At 64.6% G+C, this 18621-nt stretch carries 13 protein-coding genes and 1 tRNA gene; 4 read left to right on the forward strand and 10 right to left on the reverse strand.

The window, feature by feature from the left end; translation table 11 throughout:
- Positions 1–16: 16 nt before the first annotated feature.
- The 3 genes from fahA to AB6724_RS02075 all read right to left on the reverse strand — a co-directional run bounded on the left by fahA (position 17) and on the right by AB6724_RS02075 (position 2980).
- A complete protein-coding gene (gene fahA, locus AB6724_RS02065; protein WP_369336837.1) occupies positions 17–1351 on the reverse strand; it encodes a fumarylacetoacetase in 1335 nt (444 codons plus the stop codon).
- Positions 1352–1433: 82 nt separating this feature from the next.
- The gene (locus AB6724_RS02070; protein ID WP_369336838.1) at positions 1434–2252 is read right to left on the reverse strand and encodes a 3-hydroxybutyrate dehydrogenase; all 819 of its coding nucleotides are present in this window, start codon (positions 2250–2252) and stop codon (positions 1434–1436) included.
- On the reverse strand, positions 2249–2980 hold the full coding sequence (locus tag AB6724_RS02075) for a GntR family transcriptional regulator (RefSeq protein ID WP_369336839.1): 732 nt from the start codon (positions 2978–2980) through the stop codon (positions 2249–2251). Before AB6724_RS02075 ends, AB6724_RS02070 begins: the two co-directional genes overlap by 4 nt.
- Before the next feature lie 233 nt (positions 2981–3213).
- Between AB6724_RS02075 and AB6724_RS02080 the strand changes: the two genes are divergently transcribed.
- The 4 genes from AB6724_RS02080 to AB6724_RS02095 all read left to right on the forward strand — a co-directional run bounded on the left by AB6724_RS02080 (position 3214) and on the right by AB6724_RS02095 (position 7651).
- Positions 3214–5415: a hypothetical protein gene (locus tag AB6724_RS02080; RefSeq protein WP_369336840.1), complete on the forward strand. Its 2202-nt coding sequence runs from the start codon at positions 3214–3216 to the stop codon at positions 5413–5415.
- Positions 5416–5619: 204 nt separating this feature from the next.
- Positions 5620–6849 (forward strand): selenium metabolism membrane protein YedE/FdhT, encoded by a 1230-nt coding sequence (gene yedE / locus AB6724_RS02085; RefSeq protein WP_369336841.1) that lies wholly within the window; start codon positions 5620–5622, stop codon positions 6847–6849.
- A gap of 24 nt (positions 6850–6873) precedes the next feature.
- A complete protein-coding gene (gene yedF, locus AB6724_RS02090) occupies positions 6874–7113 on the forward strand; it encodes a sulfurtransferase-like selenium metabolism protein YedF (protein WP_369336842.1) in 240 nt (79 codons plus the stop codon).
- 181 nt (positions 7114–7294) lie between these two features.
- Entirely contained in the window at positions 7295–7651 is a 357-nt protein-coding gene (locus AB6724_RS02095; protein WP_369336843.1) for a DsrE/DsrF/TusD sulfur relay family protein, read from the forward strand.
- Between the two features lie 80 nt (positions 7652–7731).
- On the opposite strand, the gene AB6724_RS02100 is transcribed toward AB6724_RS02095, so the two are convergent.
- From AB6724_RS02100 to AB6724_RS02130, 7 genes are all read right to left on the reverse strand, one after another.
- The gene (locus AB6724_RS02100; RefSeq protein ID WP_369336844.1) at positions 7732–8715 is read right to left on the reverse strand and encodes a DNA/RNA non-specific endonuclease; all 984 of its coding nucleotides are present in this window, start codon (positions 8713–8715) and stop codon (positions 7732–7734) included.
- Positions 8716–8808: 93 nt separating this feature from the next.
- Positions 8809–9891, reverse strand: coding sequence for an XdhC family protein (locus tag AB6724_RS02105; RefSeq protein WP_369336845.1), 1083 nt, complete (start codon positions 9889–9891; stop codon positions 8809–8811).
- A gap of 241 nt (positions 9892–10132) precedes the next feature.
- Positions 10133–11434, reverse strand: coding sequence for a c-type cytochrome (locus AB6724_RS02110; protein WP_369336846.1), 1302 nt, complete (start codon positions 11432–11434; stop codon positions 10133–10135).
- 23 nt (positions 11435–11457) lie between these two features.
- Complete coding sequence (locus tag AB6724_RS02115; RefSeq protein WP_369336847.1) at positions 11458–13752, reverse strand: xanthine dehydrogenase family protein molybdopterin-binding subunit; 2295 nt, start codon at positions 13750–13752, stop codon at positions 11458–11460.
- A 2-nt stretch (positions 13753–13754) separates the two neighbouring features.
- The gene (locus AB6724_RS02120) at positions 13755–14363 is read right to left on the reverse strand and encodes a (2Fe-2S)-binding protein (RefSeq protein ID WP_369336848.1); all 609 of its coding nucleotides are present in this window, start codon (positions 14361–14363) and stop codon (positions 13755–13757) included.
- Positions 14364–14683: 320 nt separating this feature from the next.
- Positions 14684–17263: a sensor domain-containing protein gene (locus AB6724_RS02125; RefSeq protein WP_369336849.1), complete on the reverse strand. Its 2580-nt coding sequence runs from the start codon at positions 17261–17263 to the stop codon at positions 14684–14686.
- A gap of 932 nt (positions 17264–18195) precedes the next feature.
- A tRNA-Ser gene (locus AB6724_RS02130) sits at positions 18196–18285 on the reverse strand.
- Positions 18286–18621 lie beyond the last annotated feature (336 nt).

An 18621-nucleotide genomic window follows, 5' to 3' on the forward strand; every position in this document is an offset into this window, starting at 1 on the left:
GCGGGCCGTGGCGCTGTCAGGCCTGGCGTGCGGGCAGCACGGTGGCGCGGCACTCGCCAAAGCCTATGCGTGCGGCGCCGGGCTTTTCGCACCAGCCGGTGAAGACCACGGCATCGCCGTCCAGCAGGAAGGTGCGGCTCTCGCCATTGCTCAGGCTCAAGGGCTTCTTGCCGCCTTCGGTGATCTCCAGCAGCGCGCCGGCTTCGGCCATGGTGGGGCCGGACAGCGTGCCCGTGCCCATCAGGTCGCCGGGCTGCAGATCGCAGCCGTTGACGGTGTGGTGGGCCACGAGCTGGGCCATGGTCCAGTAGGCATGACGGTAGCTGGTCTGGGTGATCTGCTCGGCGGCCTGGCCGGCGGCGCGCATCTTCTCGGTCTGGATGGCCACGCTCAGCTGCACATCGAGCGCGCCGCGCTGCGAGTTGGCGGCGGAGCTCAGATAGGGCAGGGGCTGGGGATCTTCGGCGGGGCGGGTGAAGGCCGTGCGATAGGGTTCCAGCGCCTCCAGCGTCACGATCCAGGGCGAGATGCTGGTGGCGAAGTTCTTGGACAGGAAGGGGCCCAGGGGCTGGTATTCCCAGGCCTGCACATCGCGGGCCGACCAGTCGTTGAGCAGGCACAGGCCGAAGATATGGTTTTCGGCGTCCTCGATGCCGATGGCATCGCCCCAGGGATTGCCGGCACCCGCGTAAATGCCCATCTCCAGCTCATAGTCGAGGCGGTTGCAGGGCTTGAGCACGGGGTCGGCATCGGGAGTCTTGAGCTGGCCGTTGGGGCGCTTGAAGTCCACGCCCGAGATGCGGATGCTCGACGCACGGCCGTGGTAGCCGATGGGCACCCACTTGTAGTTTTCCATCAGCGGGTTGGTGGGGCGGAACAGCTTGCCCACATTGGTCGCGTGATGCACGGAGGTGTAGAAGTCCGTGTAGTCGCCCACCTGCACGGGCACGGTGTATTCGACTTCGGACTGGGGCACCAGGCAGGCCTTGAGCGCCGCTTCTTCCGCGGCGCCGGCGCGCAGCGCGCGCGACAGGGCCAGACGCAGGGCCGACCATTGCGCGGGGCTCATGGCCATCAGCGCGTTGAGCTGGCTTGCCGCCGCGGCTTCGACCTGGGCCTGCACATCGCCGCCCAGCACCTTGGCCGTACCCAGTTGATGCACGGCCGCCATGTCCAGCACCTGGTCGCCAATGGCCACGCCGCCGCGGAAGGACTCGCTACCGTTCTGTTCGTTGCTCTTGCGGCGGAAGACCGCGAACGGCAGGTTCTGGATGGGAAAGTCGCTCTTGCCCGTATTGGCCGAGGCGACCCAGCTTTGCAGGCCGGCGTCATGGGTTTCGTTCAGTGCCATGTTGATCTCCTTGGATTGATTTGCATGAAACAAGCTGTCAGCGCTTTATCCATCAGCGCTATAAGCTCTTGATTTAATAGCTTCAGGCCGCCGTGAAGCCGCCGTCCATATTCCACTGCGCTCCGCGCACCTGGGCCGCGTGGTCGCTGGCCAGGTAGCTGGCCAGCGAGGCCACCTGCTCCACCGTCACAAAAGCCTGAGACGGCTGCTTGGCGCCCAGCAGCTTGGCGCGGGCCGCAGTTGGGTCCAGGCCTTCGCGGCTGGCCAGCGCATCGATCTGCGCCTGCACCAGGGGCGTGAGCACCCAGCCCGGGCAGATGGCGTTGCAGGTCACGGGCGTGGTCGCCAGCTCCAGCGCTACGGACTTGGTCAGGCCCAGCAGCCCGTGCTTGCTGGCCACATAGGCGGGCTTGCGGGCCACGCCCACCAGGCCGCTGACCGAGGCCATATTGATGATGCGGCCCCAGCCGCGCTCCAGCATGGCGGGCGTGCAGGCCTGGATGGTGCGGAACGGCGCCGAGAGATTGACGGCCAGCATGGCCTCCCATTTGGCTGGCGGAAACTGCAGCACCGACTCCACATGCTGCATGCCCGCGTTGTTGACGAGTATGTCCACCGCGCCCAGCTCGGCCTCGATGCGCGCGGCCAGCGGCGCAATCGCCTCGCCCTCGGCCAGGTCCAGCGCGTAGTAGCGGGCGGCCACGCCCAGGGCGTGCAGCTCGGCCAACTGGGCCTCGGTTCTGGCCGAGGCGGCTTCGCGTCCATGCAGGGCGATGGCCGCGCCTTCGGAGGCCAGCTGCCGGGCTATGGCCCAGCCTATGCCGCTGGTCGAGCCTGTGACCCAGGCCACGCGGCCGGCATGCGGGCGGCCCGCAGAGGATGGGAGGACGGCGGTGGTCATTTGAGCAAATCCATTTCCATATGCACGTACTCGCTGATAAAGCGCACCTTGGCCCAGTAGACGATCAGCCCCTGGGGGTTGCAGGCCCAGCGCAGCGCCTGCATCAGCGGCGTGCCCAGCGCCACGCCCAGATGCTCGGCGATCAGCTCGTCGGCCGGCACCACGCTCAGGTACTGGCGCGCGGTGGCGATGCGCGAAGGGTCGCTGCCCAGCGCCTGGGCCAGGGTGGCGCGTTCCAGCTGCGCCTGCAGCTGCGGGTAGAGCTGCTGCTCCAGGTACAGCTCGGACAGGCAAAAGCGTGCCTTGCCATGAGTATGCACGCGCAGAAAATGCACATAGGCGGCCGCCAGCTCTCCGGGCAGCGGAAAGCCGGCGGGAATCGGCGGCACGCAGTCATCGGCCGTGTGCAGCGTGAGCTGCCGGATCTGCTCGCCAAACGCCACCAGTTCCTGCCAGCTGGTAGGCAGCAGAAACGAGGGCGGCCGGTAGGGCTGGCCCATGACCCGGGTGCCGCCGCGCTTGCGGGTCTCCAGCAGGCCTTCATCGACCAGGGCATGCACTGCCATGCGCACCGTGGTGCGCGAGACGCCGTGCAGGGTCTCAAGCTCCTCGACGGTGGGAATGCTCTGCCCCACAGTCCATTCGCCGGTCGCGATCTTGTTGCGGAACAGCCGGGCCAGCTGCAGATGCAGCTTGTCGCGGGTTTGGGCTGCGGCGCTGGTGCTCATGGCCTGGTTAAATAAAGTATCTAAACAATAACTTTATTTTTGCACAAATTGCGGAGCCGGGGCACAAAACCCCGGGACGGCAAGGCCTGGCGTTCGCCAAGAGTTCACAAATGTCACCAATTCCGGGGTCGGAATGACTTTTAAACTCCTGGTTTTGATAGCGCTCGGTACCGGCAGCAAAAGCTGCCGACCGCGTCGACAGAGGCCGAGAACGCCTGGGAGTTGGTAGTTTCATGCAGCAGCAGTACGCGTGGCAGTTTTTCCGTGCCGGAGATGTGGACCAGGTGGTCATACGCACGGGCCAGGACATTGCCCACATTGGTGAGTTGGATCAGAAACTGTGGGTGGCCCTGGCCTGTCCCACCAGAGGCATCGAATTTGACGGCGCGACGCTGGATTTGATCGACGAGAGCAAGGACGGGCGCATCCGTCCGCCCGAGCTGGTGGCCGCCTGTGCCTGGGCGGTGGCGCGGGTGCGCGACCCCCAGGTGCTGGCCGATGGCGGCGATGTGCTGCAGCTGGCCAGCATCAACGACCAGAGCGAGGACGGCGCGTTGCTGCTGGCCGAGGCCAGGCGCGTGCTGGCGCTGGCGGGGATGCCGGAGGCGAACTCCATCACTCTGGCGCAGGTGCAGCAGCGCCTGGCTTCGCTGCAGGCGCTGCGCTTCAACGGCGACGGCGTGGTGTCGGCGGCCACGGCCGCGGACGATGCGGCGTTGGCCGCGCTGATCGCGCGCATCCAGGAAACCTATGGCGCCGTGGACGGCTGCGACGGTGTGCCCGGCATAGACCGGGCCAAGGCCGAGGCCTTCTGGGCCGATGTCCAAAGCCTGCGGACCTGGTTTGCCCAGGCGGCCGAGCTGGGCTGCCATCTGCAGCCGCGCGCGCTGGCGCTGGCGGCGGCCGAGGCGGTGAACGCCGTGCAGGCCAAGGTCGACGACTTCTTTGCGCGCACGCGGCTGGTGGAGTTCGATGCCGGCGCCAGGGCGCCGCTCAACCCCACCGAGCAAGGCTATGCGGCGCTGGGCGCCCAGGTGCTGAGCCAGGCCTCCGAAGCCATTGCCGCGCTGCCGCTGGCCGCGGTGACGGGCGAGCGCAGCCTGCCCCTGGTCTATGGCGTCAACCCCGCCTGGGCTGCAGCCCTGCAGACGCTGCGCGAACAGGCGGTGCTGCCGGTGTTCGGCGAGGCGCTGACGGCGCTGAGCGAGACGCAGTGGGAACAGCTCAAGACCATGCTGGCCAACTGCCAGCAGTGGCTGGCGGCCTGCCCGGCCACACCGCTGGGCACGCCGACCGAGGCCGAGGTGCAGCAGCTGCTGGCCAGCGGCCAGCAGGCCGCGCTGACGGCGCTGCTCGATCATGACGATGCCGAGAAGGAGCATGGCCGGCAGGCCGTGGCGCTGGAAAAGCTGATCCGCCTGCAGCGCGACCTGCTGCCGCTGCTCAACAATTTCGTCTCGTTTTCCAGCTTCTACCGCCGCGAGGGTGCGGCCTTCCAAGCGGGGACTCTATTCCTGGACGGGCGCAGCTGCGACCTGACCGTGGAGGTGGCCGATGCGGCCGCGCACTCGGCGCTGGCGGCCATGGCCAAGACCTATCTCGCCTATTGCGAATGCAGGCGCCAGGGCGAGAAGAAGACCATAGTCGCGGCCTTCACGGCCGGCGATGTGGACTTTCTGTTCGTGGGCCGCAACGGCGTGTTCTACGACCGCGCGGGCAAGGACTGGGATGCGACCATCGTCAAGCTCATAGACAACCCGACCAGCATCGGCCAGGCCTTCTTCTCGCCCTACAAGAAGTTTGTGCGCATGGTCGAGGAGCAGGTGGCCAAGCATGCGGCCGCCAAGAACGATCTGGTCAACGCCAGCCTCAGCGACAGCGCTGGCAAGCTGGTGTCGGCGCCCAAGGATCTGGCGCCCGCCGCGGCCTCGACCCCGCGCAAGACCGATGTGGGCACGGTGGCCGCGATCGGCGTGGCCCTGGGTTCCCTGAGTGCCGTGGCGGTGGGCATTTTCGGCAAGTTCATCGAACTCGGCCCCTGGATTCCCGTGGCCATTCTGGGCATCATCCTGGCCATCTCGGGACCCAGCATGCTGATCGCCTGGCTCAAGCTGCGCCAGCGCAGCCTGGGCCCCATCCTCGACGCCAGCGGCTGGGCCATCAACGGCCGCATGAACATCAACCAGGGCCTGGGCCGCAGCCTGTCGCAGACGGCCAAGGTGCCGCTCAATGCCAAGCGCAATCTGGCCGACCCGTTTGCCGAGACCCATGGCTGGCGCAACACGCTGTGGCTGCTGGCGTTGCTGATGCTGGGCACGCTGCTGGCCTGGCGCCTGCATTGGCTGGATGCCGCGCTGCCCGCCGGCTGGCAGCCTGCCGCCACGGCGCAGGCGGCCCCCGCGGCGCCGGCGGCCGGTGGCGCAGCAGTCCAGTAAGGTAAGTCCGGAGCCGGCACGCTGGCCGGCCTGCAGGTGGATAATTGTTAGCTTATGTGAATCGTTGGGCCCTAGGGCCCGGATTCTCGGCCCATGGACGGGCCACTTTTTGTAGCCGTCCACCAGAACCCTGAAAACGCAAAGACCCGGCGGGTGTTTGCGTTTTTTGTCTGGTGCGATCGGAAATAGCCCACGCAGACCCGCGTGGCAAGAAAGCAAGGCATGAGCTGGCAAGACTTCAAGCACCAATACCTGGTGCGCTTCTGGTCGCCCGTACCCGCAGTGATTGCGGCCGGCGTCCTATCCGCGTATTACTTCGGCATCACCGGCACCTTCTGGGCCGTGACCGGCGAATTCACCCGCTGGGGCGGCCATCTGCTGCAGTTTGCCGGTGTGGATCTGAGCGACTGGGGCTACTTCAAGATCATAGGCCTGCAGGGCACGCCCTTGAGCCGCGTCGACGGCCTGATGATCATAGGCATGTTCGCGGGCTGTTTCTCGGCCGCGCTATGGGCCAACAACGTCAAGCTGCGCCTGCCCAACCACCGCATACGCGTGTTCCAGGCCATAGTCGGCGGCATCATCGCGGGCTTTGGCGCGCGTCTGGCCATGGGCTGCAATCTGGCGGCCTTCTTCACGGGCATTCCCCAGTTCTCGCTGCACGCCTGGTTCTTCGCCATCGCCACGGCCATAGGTTCGCTGGCCGGCGCCAAGGTCAGCCTGCTGCCCATCTTTCGCATTCCCGTCAAGCTGCAGAAGGTCAGCGCCCCCAAGCCGCTGGAGCAGCGCGAGGCCCAGGCCAAGCGGCGGTTCCGCATCGGCATGGCACTGTTCCTGGCCTGTGTGGCCTGGGGCATCTGCAAGGCCGCCGAAGCGCCCAAGCTGGGCATGGCGATACTGTTCGGCCTGGCCTTCGGCCTGATCATCGAGCGGGCCCAGGTCTGCTTCACCTCGGCCTTCCGCGACCTCTGGATCACGGGCCGCACGCAGATGGCCAAGGCCATCATCGCGGGCATGGCCGTGGGCACCATAGGCATCTACAGCTATGTGCAGCTGGGCATGGACCCCAAGATCTTCTGGGCCGGCCCCAATGCCGTGATCGGCGGCCTGCTGTTCGGCTTCGGCATCGTGCTGGCCGGCGGCTGCGAGACCGGCTGGATGTACCGCGCCGTCGAAGGCCAGGTGCACTACTGGCTGGTGGGCCTGGGCAATGTGATCGGCTCCACGCTGCTGGCCCTGGTCTGGGACGACATCGCGCCCGTGATCGCCACCAACTACGACAAGGTCAATCTGCTCAAGCAGATGGGGCCGCAGGGCGGCCTGCTGGCCACCTATGTGATGCTGGGTGTTTCGCTGGCGCTGGTGCTGTGGTGGGAAAAGCATTTCTTTGCCAGGAAGGCCCGCCGCACCGCTGCGGCGGTCAGCATCGCCTGATCTCCGATGTCCAAGGATTCGACCATGAGCCACACCAAATACGTTCCCGATTTCCGCCTCGACATGCTGGGCGAGCCCTGCCCCTATCCCGCGGTAGCCACGCTGGAGGCCCTGCCCCAGCTGCAGCCCGGCCAGATTCTGGAAGTGGTTTCGGACTGCCCGCAGTCCATCAACAACATCCCCCTGGATGCCAAGAACCATGGCTACGAGGTGCTGGAGATCCAGCAGGACGGCCCGACGATTCGCTACCTCATCCGTCGATGAGGTAGCTCCCCCTGAGCGGCTTTGCCGCTTCCCCCTAGCCGGGCGCCCCTCTCTCTACGCGCTTCGCGCTAGGGGAGGGGGACGACAGCTTTGCTGCGAGGCGGCGCTTGCTGGCTGTCCCTTTGTTGGGTTGCGCCAGTTTTAGGCGCTGTGCCCTGAATACCAATTCGAGAATTTCGCCATGACACAAAAAATCGTTATCGTTATTCACGCCGCGCCTTATGGCAGCGAGCGCTGCCTGTCGGCGCTGCGTGTGGCCACGGCCCTGGCCGCCCACGATGGCAGGCCCGAGGTCAAGGTGTTTCTGATGTCCGACGCCACTGTGGTCGGCCTGCCCAACCAGCGCGATGGCGCGGGCACGGGTCTGCAGGCCATCGTCGAGACCCTGGTGGCCGAGGGCGTGACCCTCAAGCTGTGCCGTACCTGCGCGCTGGCGCGCGGCCTGGCCGAGCTGACGCTGATTCCGGGCGTGGAGATCGGCACCCTGCCCGAGCTGGCCGACTGGACGCTGGCCGCCGACAAGGTCCTGAGCTTCTAAAGCCGCAGCGCTTGACGTTCAAGCGCTTAGCGCCGCGATTTTCGAGAGCCTGCGGCTTATGCCCGCAGGCTTTGTTTTTTTCAGCTCCTGACCCGGGACAGCAGCGGCATGCCCGTGCGCCGCGTGAACTCCTCGTAGCTGATGGGCGTGTCCATGCGCGTGTCGGCGCTGTTGGCTTGCCAGTGCACCCAGCTCTTGCCGGTGCTGGCGTCGTAGACCAGCTTGAAGATGTAATCGGGTACGGCCACCTTGCCGCCGCCTATGGTCGGGGCGTTCTTCGCAAACACCGGGCCGGTGAAGACGAACACATCGCCCTGGGCGCGCAGCGCGTATTTGCGCGTGGCCTGCTCGACCTGGCTCCAGGCGCCGGCATTGTGCACTTGGTTCTGCGGCACCATATTGGCCAGGCTGAAGCTTTGCGCCATGGCCTCGGGCGTGCTCATATCGCCAGCGGGAGCCATATGGCCGCGCGAATAGCCGGAGTGCTTGTAGTCGTCCAGCTCCGAGCGCTCGGCGCGCGGCAGGCGCGCGTCGGCATAGAACTTGTCGGTGCGTTTCAGGCCCTGGCCCTGCTGCAGGGAGTGGCGGTTCAGGCGTTCGGCGACAAACACCGGAGTCTTGGTCTCGCCGTTGTGCAGCACGGCAAAGCTGCTGAAGCACAGCTCGCGCTCGTGGGGATGCAGCTGTAGCGCCGGCGCCAGGCCCGAGGGAAAGAACTGCGGGCAGCTTGCGAACCGCGTGGGTTGCGCAGCGGCCGTGACATCGGCCTGGCCGACCCTGCCGCCGACGGGCGTGGTGTGCGCGCCCGTACCGGCCAAGTCGGGCCAGCCGTTCTTGCGGAAAGCGTCCAGCGCCGGCATGTGCAGCGCCGCCAGGGTCTGGTTGAGCAGCCTCTCCGCGGACCAGGCCGGGTTGAAGCTGCAGCTGGCGATCTGGAAGCTGGCCAGTGCGGCGGCACCCGCAGACAGCGCAAAGCGTTTGGCGCGGGACAGGCCGAAGGCCAGGGTTTTGGAGGCGGTGCCGCGCTTGCGCGCCGGCGTCTTCTTTTTCTTGGCGGACGTCATTCAGGCGGCAATGGTACGCCGCCTGAATGCTTCCAAAAGCATAGTGCAGCCCTGGGGCTGCACTTTATGGCCACAACGATGCAAGCACTTGTTTCAGCGCCGCGGTGCTGCACTAGCGGGGCTGACGATCTCGGGGATAGCGCAGTGCGTGTTGGCCGCGCTCATGGCGATATCGTGCTCCTGCTTGGCGCTTTCCACGGACATGGCCTGGGGCAGGGCGACGCCGTTCTTGACGGCCAGAATCTCGGCCATCACGCTCACGGCAATCTCGGCCGGCGTCTTGCTGCCGATATACAGGCCGATGGGGCCGCGCAGCCTGGCCAGCGAAGCCTCGGTCTCGTCGAAATGCTCGATCATGCGCTCGCGCCGCGCATGGTTGTTGCGGCGCGAGCCTATGGCGCCCACATAGAAAGCCGGGCTGTGCAGGGCTTCGAGCAGGGCCAGGTCGTCGAGCTTGGGATCGTGGGTGAGCGCGACTATGCAGCTGCGGGAATCGGGCCTGAAGGCCGTGACGGCATCGTCGGGCATGTCCGTGACCTTGTGGACCTGTTCCACCGACCAGCTGCCCATGTATTCCTCGCGCGGGTCGCAGACCGTGACCGTGAAGCCGTTGAACAGAGCCATGGTGGCCAGGTACTCGGCCAGAGCTCCGGCGCCTATGAGCAGCATGCGGTAGCCCGGGCCCAGATGATTGCTCAGCCTGTGGCCGTCGAATTCCAGGGCTTCGGGCTGCTGCGCCAGAGTGAGCGTGACGGCGCCGCTGTCGCAGTCGACGCTGCGCTGCACCAGGCTGCCGGTTTCGAGCTGCGTCACCAGCTGCTGCAGGCTGGCGGCATCGGGGTTGAATTCCAGCAGCAGCTCCAGCGTGCCGCCGCAGGGCAGGCCGAAGCGGTGGGCTTCGTCGGCACTGACGCCATAGCGCACCAGTTGCGGCGGGCCGTCCGGAATGCCCAGGTTCTGGTTCAGTGAGCGGGTATGGCGTGCAATGAGATCGTCCTCGATGCAGCCGCCCGAGACGGAGCCTATGGCGCGGCCGTCCTCGCGCAGCGCCATCATCGAGCCCATGGGCCGGGGGGATGAGCCCCAGGTTCGCACCACGGTGGCGAGCAGGGCACGCTGGCCGGCCAGGCGCCAGTCGCGCAAGGCCTTGAGCACCATGACATCGATGTTGTCCATTTGTGGTCCTTTCAGCAGATGCCGCAACGGCCTGGCCGTGGGCATCCGATATTTTCCTTCACCCCGAGTGGCCATGTGCGCAGCAGCCGAGCGGCCGGGTAAAGGCTTTCCCGGGCGAGGCGGTGCGCTGGCCCCTGAGGGCTGAATAAAAAAGCCTTTCCGCCGGCTCCGGTGCGCTGCTGCTCAGCGCCCGGGCGGTGGAAAGGCCGTGTGCCGCCCCGGCTTGCGGGGCAGGCCGGGCTCAGTGCTCGGAGGCTGAGGTCTGCTGGCGCAGCTGGCCGACCTTGGCCGACAGATCCTTCCACTCCTGCAGGCCATACTGCGCACGCATGGTGTTGAGCAGGGTGGCGATCTGGGCGTCGCTCAGATTGTGGCGGAAGGCCGGCATGGTGCCCAGCTCGGGGTGAGCGGGCTTCTGTATGCCTTCCAGCACGGACAGGATGGCATTGTCGGGCGCAGCCGCATGCAGGCTGGTGTTCAAGGCCAGCTGGGGACGCACGCCGAAGGTGCTGCCCGAAGGGTCGGCACGGTGGCAGGCCATGCAGGCGCCCTGGTAGAGGCGGTAGCCTTCGGAATCCAGTGCCAGCTTCGGTGTGGCGGTCTTTTCCTTGATCAGGGCCTGGGCGTCGCCGGGAGCGGCGTTGGCGTCGCGGTAGCTCATCAGATAGGTGGCGATGGCGTTCAGGTCCGCCTCCGACTGCTGCGCCAGGCCGTGGGCCACGGGAGCCATGGGGCCGGCGGCCACGCCGTGGCGTGGCGAGTAGCCGTCCTTCATATAGGTGACCAGATCCGCATGCGTCCAGGGCAGGGGCGAGGCCGACCTGGCGGTCAAGGCCGGTGCATCCCAGCCTTCGGCGCTGCCGCCCGCAAAGTGGTCAGCGCCGGTCTTCTCGGCGGCCAGCCCGTTGCGCGGCGTGTGGCAGGCGCTGCAGTGGCCCAGGCCTTCGACCAGATAGGCGCCGCGGTTCCACTCGGGCGCTTGCGCGGCGTCGTCCTTGACCACGCCGGGCTTCAGGTACAGCCAGTTCCAGGCCGCAATGCCGCGGCGCACGTTGTAGGGGAAGTTCAGCTCCGTCTTGGGCGGGGTGTACTCCACGGCCGGCTCGCTCATCAGGTAGGCGTAGAGCGCCTTCATGTCCTCATCGGTCACGCGGCTGAAGGCCGTGTAGGGAAAGGCCGGGTAGAGGTAGTTGCCTTCGCGGTCCACGCCATGGCGCATGGCGCGCTCGAAGGCTTCAAAGCTCCAGCCGCCGATACCGGTCTGCACGTCGGGCGTGATATTGCTGGTGTAGATGGTGCCGAAGGGGCTGGGCATGGCCAGGCCGCCGGCATTGGTCTTGCCGTTGGCAGCCGTGTGGCAGACCGCGCAGTCGCCCATGGCCGCCAGCAGCTTGCCCTTGGCGATCTGCTGGGGCGAGAACTCGGCAGTCGGAATGCTGGCCTGCGGTGCAATTTCACCTTGATGCGTGAGGGCCAGGCCGGCAGCGGCCAAAACCACCACGAGTGCGGCACCACCCAGCACGATTTTCTTGAAGGTTTTCATCTTGATCGTCTCTGTTCTGCGGGTCACTTGGATGCGGCTTGGCCGGACTTGGCAGCCTTGAGCGCGGCCAGCACGCGGCTGGGCGTGAACGGCACTTCCAGCAGGCGCACGCCGGTGGCGTCAAAGATGGCATTGGCCACGGCCGCAGCGCTGGGCACGGAGGCCGATTCGCCGGCGCCCATGGGGGCTTCGTTGGGGCGCTCGACCAGCAGCGAGTCGATCTCGGGCAGCTCGTCAAAGCGTAGGATGGGGTAGCCGCCCCATTCCACGGAGGTGACGCCGCTCTTGTCGAAGGTGACGAATTCCTTGAGCACGCGGCTGGTGGACTGCACCACGTTGCCGTGCACCTGATGGCGCACGCCCGCAGGGTTGACCATGGCGCCGGTGTCCTGGGCGACAAAGACCTTGTCGACCTTGACTTCACCGGTTTCGCGATCCACGGTCACATCGACCACCCAGGTCGCCCAGGCCGCACCGTAGCCGGGGAACTTGCTGTGGAAGTAGCGCGCATAGGCAAAGCCGCGGCCCTTGACTAGACGCTGGTCATCGGGCGCCGCATTGCGGCGCGCAGGGCCTTCCTGCCAGTGGCACTGCTTCTTGGCTTCGGCAATCAGCGCCACGGCGCGTGGGTCCTTGAGGTAGCGCAGGCGGTATTCGATGGGGTCGGCCTTGGCCAGATAGGCGCATTCGTCGATCCAGGACTCATGGGCGAACACATTGGGCAGGGCGGAAACGCCGCGCATCCAGGAAGCGCGCACGATGGGCACGGCGTCCTGGGAGATCACGCGCATCTTGGGATATTCGTACTGCGGAATGGCCGTGCGGTCGCCCATTTGCTGGGCCTCGATCTTGGCGGACACCTTGCCCGTGAGGATCAAGGCCAGTGCCGTGGCGTTGTTCGAGGGGTAGCAGGTGCGCAGCTCGTAGGCGGCCACATTGTTTTGCTCGTCCAGGCCGCCGCGCACGCGAATCAGCTGGCCCGTGCCCTTGGGCTCCCAACCGGCTTCCTGCTCGCGCATCAGCTGCACGCGCACGGGCTTGCCCACGGCGGCAGACATCAGCACGGCATCCGAGCAGACGTCGTCCGCGCAGTTGCGGCCGTAGCAGCCCGAGGCTTCGAGGCGGGTGACGTTGATGTTGTCGGCCTTCACGTCCATGAGCTTGGCAATGTCCTTGCACACGTCGTGAGGGTTTTGCGAGCCGGTCCAGACCTGGATCTGGCCGTCACCCACTTCGGCAATCGCGCAGGACGGGCCGATGGAGCCGTGAGCGTGATAGGGCCAGACATAGTCGCGGGTCAGTGCAGTCTTGACCTGCTCGATCGCCTGCAGCGCGCCCTCGTCTTCCTGCAGCACGCGGTCGGTCTTGGCGTGGTCCACCAGGGTCTGGTGCAGGCCGCTCAGCGACATATCGGGCAGGCCGCTCCATTCCTTCCAGGTGACCTTGAGCTGGCGCATGGCAGCGATGGCCTGCTCTTCACGCTCTGCCACCACGCCCACGAAGTCGCCCTTGACCACCACCTTGACGATGCCGGGCAGGTGGGCAATGGATTTTTCATCCACGGACACCAGGCTGGAGCCCAGCGGTGCCGTGGCATCGGCGCCGGTGTAAGGAGGACGGATCACGCGGCCGTGCAGCATGCCGGGCACGCGCAGGTCGTGGATATAGGTCAGCGCGCCCAGCACCTTGTTGGGGATGTCCACGCGCTGCACCGATTTGCCGACATATTCGAAGCCGGACTTGCGCAGCTCGATCTTGTCGTCGACCTCGATCTGCAGATCCTGACCCTGGACCAGCTCGCCATAGCCGTAGCGCTTGCCGCCGGCGATGACAAAGCCTTTTTGCGTGGTGATGCGATCGGCGGGCACGCCGGACTTCTCGCTGGCCAGCTTGATCAGCAACTGGCGCACCTGCGCTGCGGCATGGCGCATGGGCAGGGACGAAACCTGGATGGTGTTGCTGGCAATGGTGGGGCCCAGATCCGGGGTGCGGGCGGTGTGGCCCAGCACCATGGTCACTGCGGCAAAGTCCACGTACAGCTCGTCCGCCACCAACTGGCCGAGTGCCGTGCGCACGCCCGTGCCCAGGTCCACGTGGCCATTGTAGGCCGTGACGGAACCGTCGGCGCCAATGGCGATAAAGCTGTCCACCAGCTTGGCCGAAGGAATGGCGAAAGCGCCCTTGGCGGTCGCTTCGGGGGCGGTCTGGGCCATCAGCAGATGTCCGCCTGCCACGGAGCCGACCATGAGCATGCCGCCGGCCTTGAGCAACTGGCGACGTGTGAGCTGGGCTTGATTGTCTTTGGTGAAGAATTTCATGATCAGGCAGCCTTCTGTTCCGTGGATGCAGCGGGAATGGCGGCGCTGCGGCCCTGCGCAATCAGCTCGCGGGCGCGGGCCGCGGCCTGCATGATTTCCACATGGGTGCCGCAGCGGCACAGGTGGCCGGACAGCGCCTGCTTGATCTCGTCGTCGCTGGCCTGGGGCTTCTGGTTGAACAGGCCCACCAGAGCCATGATCATGCCGTTGGTGCAGTAGCCACACTGCGCGGCTTGCGCGTCGATGAAGGCCTGCTGCACCACATGCAGGGTATGGGTGCGGCGAGGCGCCTGGGCCTTGCCATCGCCGGCTGCGGCGCTGACGTCGAGCACGGCGCGGTTGTGCAGCGCCTGTTCGCTGGCGTCCTTGCTGGCGTCGGGCGACAGGCCTTCCAGCGTCGTGACCTTCTTGCCGGCCACCACGCTCACGGGCACGGAGCACGAGCGCGCCACCTTGCCGTCGATCAGCACCGCGCAGGCACCGCATTCGCCCAGGCCGCAGCCGAACTTGGGACCGTTGAGCTGCATGTCGTTGCGCAGCACGTAAAGAAGAGGAGTGTCGGGAGCGGCGCTTTGCGCATCCACTTCCTGGCCGTTCAGAGTGAATTTCATGACTTCAAAGGAGCTTAGGGTTCGAGAACTCTTATATATGTATAGTCAATTATATGACTATACAAAATTTTGTCTTACGGGGGTGCTGTTGCCGCAGCGGGATGGCCGGCGGCTACGCTGCGACCCGCGCAGGCTAAGACCGAGGCGATTGCCCGAACGTGGCGGCTATTCAGCGGTGAAGTGATTGAGGGGGCGGCAACGGGCTCTGTCCGGCCCGGATGGCAGTGAGCAGCTACCGGACCGCAGGCCGCGGCGGCCCGGCCGGGCCTCGGATGCATCACATCCGGAGCCTCAGGAGCGGCGGAGAAAGCTCGGCCGATTCAGGCGCTGACCTGGCGCTCGGCCAGCCAGCGCTCGAGTTCCTCGGGCGGCAGCGGGCGGGAGAATAAATATCCCTGCGCCACGGGATAGCCCTGTTCGCGCAGCATCTGGTTCTGGGTCGGAGTTTCCACGCCTTCCGCCACCACGGTCAGATACAGGCTTTTGCCTATGCCCAGAATCGCACTGCTCAGGGCCCGTGCCGCTTCGTCATATTCGAGATCGGCGACAAAGCTGCGGTCGAGCTTGAGTTCGCTGACCGGCAGGCGGCGCAGATAGCTGAGGCTGGAGTAGCCGGTGCCGAAGTCATCCATGGACAGGCGCACGCCACGCGCATGGACTTCCTCTATGGTTTGCATGGTGCAGGGGTTGGTGTCCAGCAGAATGCTCTCGGTCAGTTCCAGCGTCAGATCCTGAGGGACTAAAGCGTTGCGGTCCAGTGTGTCCACAATCATGCGCGGCAGGTCCAGATTGTGGAAGCTGGTCGGCGAGAGATTGACCGATACCGCGGGCACCTCCAGCCCCTGAGCCCGCCATTGCGCGAGCTGCTGGCAGGCTTGGTTCAAGGCCCAGCGGCCGAGGTCGGCGATCAGCCCGCATTCCTCGGCCAGAGGGATGAAGCGTGCGGGCGAGATATCTCCGAATTCGGCATGCGTCCAGCGCGCCAGGGCCTCCACGCCATACAGCCGGCCCGTGGCCAGATCGATCTGGGGCTGGTAGTGCAGATGCAGCTCCTGCGCCTGCAGCGCCTTGCGCAAGGCGTTTTCCAGCGCCAGCCGCTCCTGCGCCAGCCGGTTCATTTCGCTGCTGAAGAAGCTGAAACCGCTGCGGCCCTTGCTCTTGGCCTGGTACATGGCCATGTCGGCGCGGTGCAGCAGCGTATCCATGTCCCGGCCGTCGACCGGGAACATCGCAATGCCTATGCTGGTGGAGATGGTGAGCGAGGTGTCGGCAATGAGCATTGGCATGGCCAACTGCTCCTGGAAGCGCTCTATGGTATTGGTCACATGCTCGGCGTCGCAGCGCGGCAGCACGGCCACGAATTCATCGCCGGACAGCCGCCCCGCGATATCGGAGGCGCGCAGCGTCTGCTGCAGGCGGGTGGCCACGTTGCGCAACAGCTCGTCCCCGGCCTGATGGCCCAGGGAGTCATTGACCTGTTTGAATCGGTCCAGGTCGATGAACAGCACCGCCAGCTGTTCGTCATTGCGTGCGGCGAGGTTGATGGCCAGGTCGGCCTTGGCCTGCAACAGGCTGCGGTTGGGCATGCCGGTCAGGCCATCGTAGAACGCCAGCTGGCGGATGCGGGCGCGGTCGTGCTCGCGCTCCAGCGCCAGCGCGCACAGATGGGTGCAGGCGTTGACCAGCTGCTGGTGGAATTCCGACGAGGCGCTGGTCCGCGGCTCGCGGTAGTAGAAGGCAAACGTCCCTATGGGTTTGCCCTGGCTGTTGCGTATCGGGGTGGACCAGCAGGCGTGGTAGCCCAGCGGCAGGACCAGATGTTTGTAATCCTGCCACAGCGGGTCCTGCGCGATATCGTCGACCAGCACCGGAGCATTGCGCCAGGCGGCCGTGCCGCAGGAGCCTGCGCTCGGCCCCATCGCCAGTCCGTCCAGCAGTGCGGAATAGGTCTGCGGCAGGCTGGGGCTGGCCAGGGGATGGAGCAGGCCCTGGTCATCCACTTCGAGAATCGAGGCAGTCACCTCGGGTGCGATCCGCTCCACCTCCCGGCAGACCATCTCCAGCACCTCGGTCAAGGGGCGCTCGCGCGCCATGGCTTCCAGCACGCGATGCTGCAGCGCCTCGTGCATCTTGGAGCGCGTAATGTCGGTCAGCATGGACACCGTGTAGCGCCACTGCCCGTCGGTATCGAGGATGGAGTTGCTGATGACTTTGGCCCAGTAGCGCTGGCCGTTCTTTCCGACCACGATCTCCTCGCGCTCCACGGGCCTGCCGGCGCGCAGCTCGGCATGGTAGAGATCGGAGAACTCCTGCGGCAGATGGGGCGCAAGCAGGTCTATGGGGGCTCGCCCCGTGGCCTCCTCGGGCTGCCAGCCAAACATGCGGATGAAGCCGCCGTTGACATGCACGATGCGCGAAGCGCTGTCGCTGATGATGACTGCGGTGTCGGAGGCGTTTGCCACCAGCGACAGGCGGCGCAGATGTTCCTGCTGTGCCTGTTCCCGCGCGCGGCGCTCCGTGATGTCGGTGGCGACTTTCAGAATCTGTATCACCTGGCCCTGGGCGTCCAGCACCGGGGAATAGGTGGTGTCCAGCCAGCAGCTGCTGCCATCGCTGCGCAGCCGCTCCACGACGTCCGAATAGGCATGGCCCGCGCACAAACGGGACCAGATGGCTTCATACCGATTGCTGTCCAGCAGTGCGGGAGTGCAGAAGCTGCGGTGCGAACGCCCCTGGGCCTGCTCCTGCGTGAGTCCCAGCAGCTGCAGGTAGTTGGTATTGGCATGGCATAGCGTGCCATCCACCGCGAACGCGGCCATGGCCATCGCCCGATCGAGGGCCTGGAACTGAGCCAGTCGCAGTGACTCCGATAGTGCGCTATGCGCCGCTCCCTCTTGCATATTGACTCCTTCTCCCTTTTGCTTCATCCAGTGGTCCGGCGGTAGGACAAGAGGCAGAGGCCTTTCCTTGGAAAGTTCACCTAGCCAATGTTATTAATGGCAACAATGATAACAATGTGAAACGTAATGAGATAGAAAGTTTTGCGCAAATTAATAGCACCGGGAAGACAAGCATGTCACTAAGCAGCTCCCAGTTGGTGGGGCATCGCGCAACTCTCGCTGTAGTCTGAAAAACTATCCAATAATTATTTTTAAAAATTTTGGGAGATTTAGATGTAATTGAGCTTCAAGCATTTGGTAATTTAATAGAGAGAGGCTCTCCGTTATTTTTTTTTGAACTCGAAGAGGAAAATTTAAATCGGTTTCAAAATTGGATAAATGAATGGAATGACCAAGCCAATACGAGGTTGCAATAACCTGCAAATAAGAGGTGGATTGACGCCTTTATAAATCATTGTCTTCAATGATTTTTCTCGATATTCTTGTATTCGCTGTATGAATCTTCGAGCTGGGTGTGAAAGGTCAAGAAAATGGCTCGAAAAAATCGAGATGAATACTCCTTGGGCTCGTCAGTTGTTAGGTGAAATATCATCCGGTGAATAAGATATTTTTGCATGCCAAAAGTATGAATCACCATTCAGATATTGAAAATTCCTAACTAAGAATTTGAACCCGAAGTTTGAGTTTGTCGTAAGGATTTTTTCCAGATACCAGAGATTTACTGAATCACCGAAGATAGATATATCTTTTTGAAGCCTGTATTCGCAAGATTGATCGTGATCAAGATCGGGCTTGTAGCAGGCAGATTCCTGTAGAAGTACAGCGGGCCCGCATTCCATTCATAGCTTCAGGCTTCCTGCCAGCCGCAAGCAACTTGGCGACTGAGACGGCAAGAAAAAAGCGCCTCGAAGGCGCTTTTTTTGGGGGGTATCTGGCGGAGGCTGTGAGATTCGAACTCACGGAAGGATCACTCCTTCGGCAGTTTTCAAGACTGCTGGTTTAAACCACTCACCCAAACCTCCGGATAGCGGGATTCTACACAAGGAATCCAGTGCCAGCTGCGTTCCGGGAGTTTTGTTTTTGCTCATTTAAAGATAGCATTCAACGGTTACACCGTGAGCGCATGAGCCTGTTTTCTGTGATCGAGGTTCGAGTCGGCCAGCCTGCTAGATTCCTGGGTACCAGACCCGCTCCTGATGCTGGGGCTCCGTGGGCCAGGCTGTGAACGGCGGGCTATGTTGGCAGCTGCACGCCATAGAGCCTAGAGATATGGGTAAGGGAGGCTTCATCGTGCTGGTGGACGAAGCAGCCAAGTGGGGATTGATACTGGTGAATCAGGGGCCTATGCACGAGTCGAG

This window comes from Comamonas guangdongensis, assembly GCF_041079535.1.
Lineage (GTDB): Bacteria > Pseudomonadota > Gammaproteobacteria > Burkholderiales > Burkholderiaceae_C > Comamonas > Comamonas guangdongensis.